Here is a 6,820-nt window from a genome sequence, read left to right as displayed (position 1 = left end):
TTCAACGGTGAGGCGGATCATGTGCATCTGTTGGTGAGTTTTCCGCCGGATGTTCAGGTCTCGAAGCTGGTGAACAACCTGAAAACAGTCTCCAGCCGGTTGATTCGCAAAGAGTTCGCCACAGAGGTGGCACGGTTCTACAGCAAGCCTGTATTTTGGGCAGGGGCCTATTTTGTTGCCTCTTGTGGTGGGGTCACTGTTGAGGAGTTGAAGAAGTATGTCGAGCAGCAGGCATCGCCCAGATTGTGAGACTCAGGGGCATTGAACCCCTTCGTCTCACCGCCTATCCCCCATCCCGCCAAGCTGCGCTGTGGCGGGAGTACCCCGGAGGTTCTGATGGCTTCAAGAGGCCAATCCCACCAAGCAAGCTGGTTGAGCTGCTCGATGACGTCGGGTGAAAAGCGGTAGCGAACGACTTTGGCTGGCACCCCTGCAACAACTGCATATGGCGGGACGTCTCTCGTCACCACGGCAGCCATTCCAACAACCGCCCCGTTTCCAATCGTCACCCCTGAGCGAATCATAGCGCCATAGCCGATCCAAACGTCATGCCCAACCTGAATATCTCCCCGGGTCAGAGGGTGACCTTCCAAAGCCCGCAGTTCGCTCCAGAACTCAGGTAGATGAGTAAAAGGATAAGTAGTTGCCCATTCAGTGTGGTGCTCATAGCCTGCAAAAAAATGAACCCCTTTTGCAATTGAGCAGCAGCGGCCAATCTTTACCCGCGAAGGCTCTCCCATCCAATGAATGAAGAGCTCCACTGCATAGGTCAGGGGGCCGACAGTAAGCAAGGGAAATGGTTCCAAGCCTTGGTAGTAGGCAAAGTACGTTTTGTCCTCCAGTTGAGGACTATGTTCAATGCAGATGGCCATAAAACCTCCGGCTGCTGGATTGGGGTCTGCCAAGATCAATTTCCAAAACGTGAGCCTAAGTAGAATATGCCCAAGCTCCAGGCAGGGGGGTTCCAGGGTTTGCACGGCAACTGAAGCAGAAGCGTAGGGGGTCTACCGACTGCCAAGCTACTCTAGCAATAGACTTTCCTCTTCAGGCAATGCCAATTGTGCTTATCTGTGGCCCTGCCCGCTGCGGCAAGAGTCGGCTGGCGGAGAGCCTGGCGGCTGCTTCCGGCCTGCCGGTCGTCTATCTGGCCACCAGCCCCAAGCCCGATCCCCAAGCCGACCCAGAGTGGGCGGAGCGGGTTCAGCAGCACCGGCAACGGCGTCCTCCCACTTGGCAAACCTGGGAAACCGGGCCCGACCTGGGGGCCGACCTGCAAAAGCTGTCTCAGCCCTGTTGTGCCCTGGTGGACTCTCTAGGCGGCTGGGTGGCGCAGGGTCTGGAGTGTTCCCCGGAGGAGTGGGATCCCTTGGTGGACGCTTTCTTGTCGGCCTTGCAGAGCTGGGCAGGAAAGGCGATCTTGGTCTCAGAAGAGGTAGGCTGGGGAGTGGTGCCCGCCTATCCGCTGGGGCGTCGGTTTCGCGATCGGATGGGAGAGCTCACCCAAAAGCTGGCCCCGCTGGCAGATCAGGTGTTCTTGGTGGCAGCAGGCTTTGTCCTCGACCTAGCTCGGCTGGGGATCCCGCTGGCAGGAGGGAATGGCCCAGAGCTGAGATAAGCTGCAAGGGGTTGACGGATGGGGTATCTTGCTTGCGGAAGCCCTCGCCTGGATCAAGACTGGGTTAAAGCGATTGCTTGTCGCCGTGCCAATTACCTTCCACCTACCTGCCAAAGCCATCCAGGCCTTGGATTTGACCCCGGGCCATGAATTGGTGAAAACCTTGATGGCGGATCCCGTTGGCGCCGCTCAGCAGGTACAGTGCGCCATCGATTGGCCGCGCAGCCCCGACGATCCGCGGGAGCTGTCGGAGATCCCAGAAGTGCGCCTGTGGTTCATCCGCTGGGATACGGTTTACCCCTGGATGCCCTACTTTCTCGATTGGCGCAGCGGCGAGCTGGCCCGCTACGCCGCTATGCTGGTGCCCCACCAATTCAACCCCCGCGAAGGGATCGTCTACAACCCGGAGGCGTTGGAGATCTTCGTCTACCAGAAGATTTTTGTGCTGATGCGCTGGTTTAAGCAGCAGAAACTGGGATCTGTCTCGATGCTGCGGGACATGGCCTTGGTGTTTGGCTTTGAGGTGCAACCCGAGTTTCTGAGCCTCTGGGAAGCCGAGACGGGGGAACCATGAGAGTGATGGTAGCAGACACCTGGCCTGGAACTCAGGCAGCACCAGGAGTGGCAGACTCCTGGCAGCAGGCGGTGCAACGCCCTTGGGGCCTGCTCGAAGTGGATCCCAGCCCTTCCGAAGCCCAGCTTAGAACCCTCTGGCAGCAGATTGCTGCCTGGAAGGGAGAGAAGGCCCCGCTGCTGGTGGTGCCTGGCAGCCTGGCCGATCCGATAGGGCCCGGCCAAACCTGGGCTGACCTAGCCCATGCCTGGGGGTTTGACGTGCTCTTGACGCTGCCCCAAGAGGCTGCTCTCAGCCAGGGAGCCGCTTTTGCAGCCTTGCTTCACCAAGCCAAGGCCCACTGCCTGGGATGGGTGTTGCTGGAATCTGAGTCGGCCTCCTCCCCAGAAGAAGAACCCGCTTTGATCTGGCAGTTGCAGGCCCACCTGGGGATCCCTGTCCTGGGTAGAAAAACGGCGGCGGGGCAAATTTTTTGGAGAGCGGAGATGTTGGATTTGCTTTCGGCAAGGCCCAGCTCCCGACTGGGGGCGCCCCTTGCTTGAGGTTCTCCCTTCCCAGCGAAGGGGATCCCCTTGCCCCTAGGACTCGTCGGCAGAAGGGAGCTGCCAAACCCTTGTCTGGCTTAGGCGCGGCGGCAAGCCGGGGCTTTAACCGCGGATCCCCTACCTTTTTCTTTGATAGGTGCCCATCAGTTGGGCCTGGGCAAGGAGGTGGCCTTCCATAGCCTGCAGCAGGGCTTCCTTCGTCGCCCCTGCAGCCAAAGACAGTTGCCGATCCAGGGCGTAGAGGGTGAAGAAGTAGCGGTGGGTGCCGCTGGGAGGGCAAGGGCCACCGTAGTCGTTACGCCCCCAACTGTTTTGCCCATGCACAGCCCCCTGGGGCAAATCGGCATCGCCGCGGATCCCTTCTGGCAGGCTGCTAACGCTGGTGGGCAAGTTGTAGACCACCCAGTGGACAAAGGTGCCCCTGGGCGCGTCTGGGTCATCCATGATTAGGGCAAAGCTCTGGGTTTCCGAAGGTGCCCCCGACCAGGCTAGGGGTGGAGAGAGATCTTCCCCATCACAGGTGTAGCGGGAGGGGATGGATTCTGAGTGGGAAAAAGCGGAGCTGGTGAGTTGCAAAGCCATAATTTCTTCAGGTTTCAGCAACTGGCCATATCCTGCCACACGAGGGGACTGGGGGGTGGAGGGATATAGGGGGTCTCCTGCAGCTTCTACCTGAGGCGGGCCTCGATGACGGAGAGAGTGGGATTCGAACCCACGGTGAGTTGCCCCACACAGCATTTCCAGTGCTGCGCCTTCGACCACTCGGCCATCTCTCCAGAGGAGAGAAAACGACTTTTTAGCGAGCCTAAAAAGTCAGCTTTGTAATCCTAGCAGAGGTGTGGACCGGCAGTCAGCTCATTTGGCAGCCCCGACTCCCAAAATCTGCAGCATCACCTCCCAGCGGGAGCAGCGCCAGTGGTCGATGTGGGATCCGATCAACCCTGCTTCGTTGATCTGGATTTCTGTCCAGCCGGGGACGCACAGGCGGGGACGCCAGGGCAAAAAAGCCAGGGATCCCCTCAGCGTCCACTCGCTGCGGATGTGGTTGCCGCTCTGGTGGATGTCGTGCAGCTCGAGGTGGATATCCTGCAGCCAGCGTCCCAGGCTTTCGACCATGGCCCGATAGCGATCCAGGCCGCGAAACTCGTTGAGGGGATCCCGAAAATAAACTTGGGGATCGTAGATGGAGTAGGTTTGATCGCAAGGAAAGCGGGCGTAATCGGCCCGCAGGATGGCCACGAGATCGGGGGCGGCCTGAGAAGGAGGGCTCACGTCTTAACCTCAGCGGGAAGGGATACCGTCTCCCCCGGGGCAGGGCAGCACAACTGGATGGATTGGCCGGTGGCAGCGTTCAGGGATCCCAGCTTTTCCCGGAACTCCTCTAGGCTCCCCAGGGGGCGGATCTGGGCGGCAAACCAGCCGTGGTAGTCCACCTCTCCCATAGCGGTGGGAATCACCTGCTGCGGGCGCAGGGCGGCCACCACCTGCAGGGCCCGCTGCGGCCCCATGATCACCTCGCCCAAGAAGGGAAAGATCTGCCCTACCACCGGGATCAGCAGGGTGTGGATGGGGGTGAACTCCTGCTGCAGCCGCGGGCGGACATCCGGTTGGGAAAGGTGGGGCTCGTAGTAAAGCCGCGTCTGGGTCGGCAGCTCCTCCAGCAAAAAGCCCAGTTCCCGCACCGGCCCCAGGGGGGCGCCAGGAACCGCTGTGATGCCTAGATCTCCCCACTGCACGGACTGCCAGGGATCCAGGGCCTGCACCCTCATAAAGCCAAGGCTCCGCGCCACCCTGGCGGCTGTTGGAGAAGCGAAAACCGGGATCTGCTTGTCCAGCCGCTGCAGGGTGGGGGGGTGGCAGTGGTCGGGTTGGCCTTGGCTGAGGAGGATACCGTCGATTTTGGGCAGGGTTTCCGGCGTGAACGGCGGCATCTGGCGGTGCTGCAGGCGGATGAACCAGGGCAGGCCAAAGAACACCAAGGGATCCACCAGCCACGGATCCAGCAGGAAAGTCTGGGTCTGGGTATGGACTAGCCAACTGTTGAGGTCGATGCGGGTGAGTTTCATGGGGCTATTGGCCGGTGATGGAAAGATCGGCTACCCAAATGCGGGGACACAGACCACTAGGAGTGATTTGTGGCTCCGGCTCGACGTAGAAAATGGACTGCAAGAGTGCTAGAAAATCCCCCGCTACTGTCGCCGCCTCGATGCTGATGCGCTCCCCCTGGCGCACCCACCAGCCCTGGAAGGGCAGGGAAAAGGATCCCTGCAGAGGCTTGACTCCGGCATGGAGAGCCTGCAGCTCGTCAATCCAGACCACATTCTCAGCCGTGGCCAGGTCGTAGGTGCTCTCTGGCGGAGCCCCGGCAAAGACGTGGTAGTAGTGGGCTGCCACCGTCACCTTGGCGCCGATATTGGCGTGCCCCGTGGGCTGGGCCCCCAGGCGTTTGGCGGTGCCAGCGCTGTGCAAAAAGTGGGTCAGAACTCCGTTGGTAATCAGGGAAACGCGGCGGGTGGGGGTGCCTTCGCCGTCAAAGCTAATCGCGCTTACGTTAGTCGGGTGCAAGGCATCGTCACACACCGAAAGCAGCGGCGAGGCAATCTGCTGGCCCAGCGAGTCGGGGGTGGACAGGCTTTGGTTGTCCAAGATGTTCTGGGCGTTGAAGAGATTGGAGAAAGCCCCCAACAGGCTTAAAAAAGCTTCCCCAGAAAAAACCACCGTATATTTCCCCGAAGGGATCTGCGCGTACTCCAGGTGGCTGATGAGCTTCTCGGCGGCTTCTTTTACGCACCCCTGGATATCCAGCTCCTCTAGGCTGCGGGCCACCCGCATGGCGCCGGCGCTGCGGGGCTTGCGGCCTTCTTGTTCTGCTTTGCCGTAGAGAAAGACCGAGGCCAGAGTGTGGCCCTCCTGGCGCAGAGCTTGGTCGCTGTTGAGGTAAAAGCGGTCGATCTGTCGCTGGGCCAGGCCGTTGTAGGGCACCCCCTGGATGGCGGGATGGGATCCCAGCAAAGCCTTCTCGGCAGCCACCAGCTGATCTAGGAGCTCGCTGGCCAGCGCCAGGGGCCTTTTGTCATTACAGGGCTGGAGAATGGGCAGCTTCGCTTCTGGACTGAATTGGGGCGCGTGTTCCCGCACGCCGAAGTGGCTGGCCTCAAAGGCCGTCTGCAGAGCTAGTTCCAGCCCTGCTTCGTCCACATCGGTGGTGGAGGTCACCCCTACCTGGCCCTGGTCGTTCCAGGCCCGCACCGTCACACTGCAGCGGTGAGAAGCTTTTACCTGACGGGGCTCCCCCTGCTCCACCTGCACGCTGGTCTCATCCACTGCGGCTCCGTAGAGATCAAACTGGGGGATCCCCAGGTGTTTGGCGCACCTTTGCGCCTGTTCGGCCAAGAGTTCAACTTGCAGCATGTCATTCCTTCTCTACCGACGGGCCAGCCAGGCGGTCAAGTCCTCCACGCTGTTGAAATCCAGCAGCGCTTCCCCCAGCGCCTCCAGTTGCGACGGGGGCAAGGCCCAAATCCTGTTTTCCAGGGCCGGGTCAAGGGATCCCAGCTTCCGCCGCAAAAGCCGCAAAACCAGCGTTGCTTCTCCATGCTGCAGTCCCTGTTGCAGTCCCTGTTGCAATCCCTGTTGCAATCCCTGTTGCAGCCCTTGCTGCAGGCCCAGTTGCAGACCTTCTTTGCGCCCTGCTTCCAGCCCCTCCCGCAAAGCTTCCGAGCGCCACTCCTGGTAGATCACCGATTCCCTCATATCCAAAGACCTCATGATTTGCCGAATCAAACCCCGATCCAATGCTAGTCCCGCCAAAACGGCTGTTGCTGCTGCCAGTTCTCGCTGCTTGCTGGGGTCTGGCAAGCGCTCCAGCTCGGCAACGACTTCTCGTAAGGTTTCTACAGGATCCTGATACATTTACGCTGAACACTGCTGAGCATTACTGCTCAGCGGTGAAGCGATAGCATTCTGTCCGTTTCCGTTGTCACTACGCGACGCTGACGCGACCGCGCTACTCGGACGGAGTCCAAACAGAAAGGCGGTATCCCGCAAAGCCCTGAGCATAACACCCAGAGCGCCTTGCCAATCTCG

Annotated in this window: 10 protein-coding genes, 1 tRNA gene and 1 pseudogene; 4 read left to right on the top strand and 8 right to left on the bottom strand. The window is 60.3% G+C overall.

Annotation, left to right across the window (positions count from 1 at the left end; genetic code table 11):
* Positions 1 to 249 (top strand): IS200/IS605 family transposase (gene tnpA / locus SYN60AY4M2_RS10935; protein ID WP_143597323.1); only part of this gene is annotated, 249 nt, incomplete at its 5' end.
* Here tnpA and SYN60AY4M2_RS14670 read toward each other — a convergent pair.
* Positions 168 to 740, bottom strand: coding sequence for a CatB-related O-acetyltransferase (locus SYN60AY4M2_RS14670; protein WP_099813340.1), 573 nt, complete (start codon positions 738 to 740; stop codon positions 168 to 170). The two genes, tnpA and SYN60AY4M2_RS14670, sit on opposite strands and share 82 nt — an antisense overlap.
* A 311-nt stretch (positions 741 to 1,051) precedes the next feature.
* Here SYN60AY4M2_RS14670 and cobU point away from each other — a divergent pair, with 311 nt between their 5' ends.
* The 3 genes from cobU to SYN60AY4M2_RS10915 all read left to right on the top strand — a co-directional run bounded on the left by cobU (position 1,052) and on the right by SYN60AY4M2_RS10915 (position 2,731).
* Entirely contained in the window at positions 1,052 to 1,615 is a 564-nt protein-coding gene (cobU, locus tag SYN60AY4M2_RS10925; RefSeq protein ID WP_099812896.1) for a bifunctional adenosylcobinamide kinase/adenosylcobinamide-phosphate guanylyltransferase, read from the top strand.
* Positions 1,616 to 1,688: 73 nt separating this feature from the next.
* Positions 1,689 to 2,189 carry a CRR6 family NdhI maturation factor gene (locus SYN60AY4M2_RS10920; protein WP_240527833.1) on the top strand — a complete coding sequence of 167 codons (501 nt, stop codon included), beginning with the start codon at positions 1,689 to 1,691 and terminating at the stop codon, positions 2,187 to 2,189.
* A 47-nt stretch (positions 2,190 to 2,236) separates the two neighbouring features.
* Positions 2,237 to 2,731 (top strand): dethiobiotin synthase, encoded by a 495-nt coding sequence (locus SYN60AY4M2_RS10915; RefSeq protein WP_240527832.1) that lies wholly within the window; start codon positions 2,237 to 2,239, stop codon positions 2,729 to 2,731.
* 120 nt (positions 2,732 to 2,851) lie between these two features.
* On the opposite strand, the gene SYN60AY4M2_RS10910 is transcribed toward SYN60AY4M2_RS10915, so the two are convergent.
* From SYN60AY4M2_RS10910 to SYN60AY4M2_RS14525, 7 genes and pseudogenes are all read right to left on the bottom strand, one after another.
* Positions 2,852 to 3,337, bottom strand: a complete 486-nt coding sequence (locus SYN60AY4M2_RS10910; protein WP_240527831.1) for a YbhB/YbcL family Raf kinase inhibitor-like protein — start codon at positions 3,335 to 3,337, stop codon at positions 2,852 to 2,854.
* An 88-nt stretch (positions 3,338 to 3,425) separates the two neighbouring features.
* Positions 3,426 to 3,510 (bottom strand) — tRNA-Ser (locus SYN60AY4M2_RS10905).
* 79 nt (positions 3,511 to 3,589) lie between these two features.
* Positions 3,590 to 4,006: a DUF2358 domain-containing protein gene (locus SYN60AY4M2_RS10900; protein ID WP_011431055.1), complete on the bottom strand. Its 417-nt coding sequence runs from the start codon at positions 4,004 to 4,006 to the stop codon at positions 3,590 to 3,592.
* Entirely contained in the window at positions 4,003 to 4,800 is a 798-nt protein-coding gene (locus SYN60AY4M2_RS10895; protein ID WP_011431056.1) for an MBL fold metallo-hydrolase, read from the bottom strand. Before SYN60AY4M2_RS10895 ends, SYN60AY4M2_RS10900 begins: the two co-directional genes overlap by 4 nt.
* A gap of 4 nt (positions 4,801 to 4,804) precedes the next feature.
* Entirely contained in the window at positions 4,805 to 6,145 is a 1,341-nt protein-coding gene (locus SYN60AY4M2_RS10890) for a TldD/PmbA family protein (protein ID WP_011431057.1), read from the bottom strand.
* Positions 6,146 to 6,157: 12 nt separating this feature from the next.
* A complete protein-coding gene (locus SYN60AY4M2_RS10885; RefSeq protein WP_011431058.1) occupies positions 6,158 to 6,646 on the bottom strand; it encodes a DUF4351 domain-containing protein in 489 nt (162 codons plus the stop codon).
* A pseudogene (locus tag SYN60AY4M2_RS14525) lies at positions 6,647 to 6,820 on the bottom strand (RNA-guided endonuclease TnpB family protein); the annotation flags it as partial.

The organism is Synechococcus sp. 60AY4M2 (assembly GCF_002760375.1).
Taxonomy (GTDB): Bacteria; Cyanobacteriota; Cyanobacteriia; order Thermostichales; family Thermostichaceae; genus Thermostichus.
Note: the sequence above shows the minus strand (reverse complement) of the source record. Positions and strands in the feature narration are given on the sequence as shown.

Coding starts and splice junctions, on each gene's coding strand:
- SYN60AY4M2_RS14670 (WP_099813340.1), bottom strand. CDS start 740: ATGGGAGAGCCTTCGCGGGTAAAGATTGGCCGCTGCTGCTCAATTGCA.
- cobU (WP_099812896.1), top strand. CDS start 1,052: ATGCCAATTGTGCTTATCTGTGGCCCTGCCCGCTGCGGCAAGAGTCGG.
- SYN60AY4M2_RS10895 (WP_011431056.1), bottom strand. CDS start 4,800: ATGAAACTCACCCGCATCGACCTCAACAGTTGGCTAGTCCATACCCAG.
- SYN60AY4M2_RS10890 (WP_011431057.1), bottom strand. CDS start 6,145: ATGCTGCAAGTTGAACTCTTGGCCGAACAGGCGCAAAGGTGCGCCAAA.
- SYN60AY4M2_RS10885 (WP_011431058.1), bottom strand. CDS start 6,646: ATGTATCAGGATCCTGTAGAAACCTTACGAGAAGTCGTTGCCGAGCTG.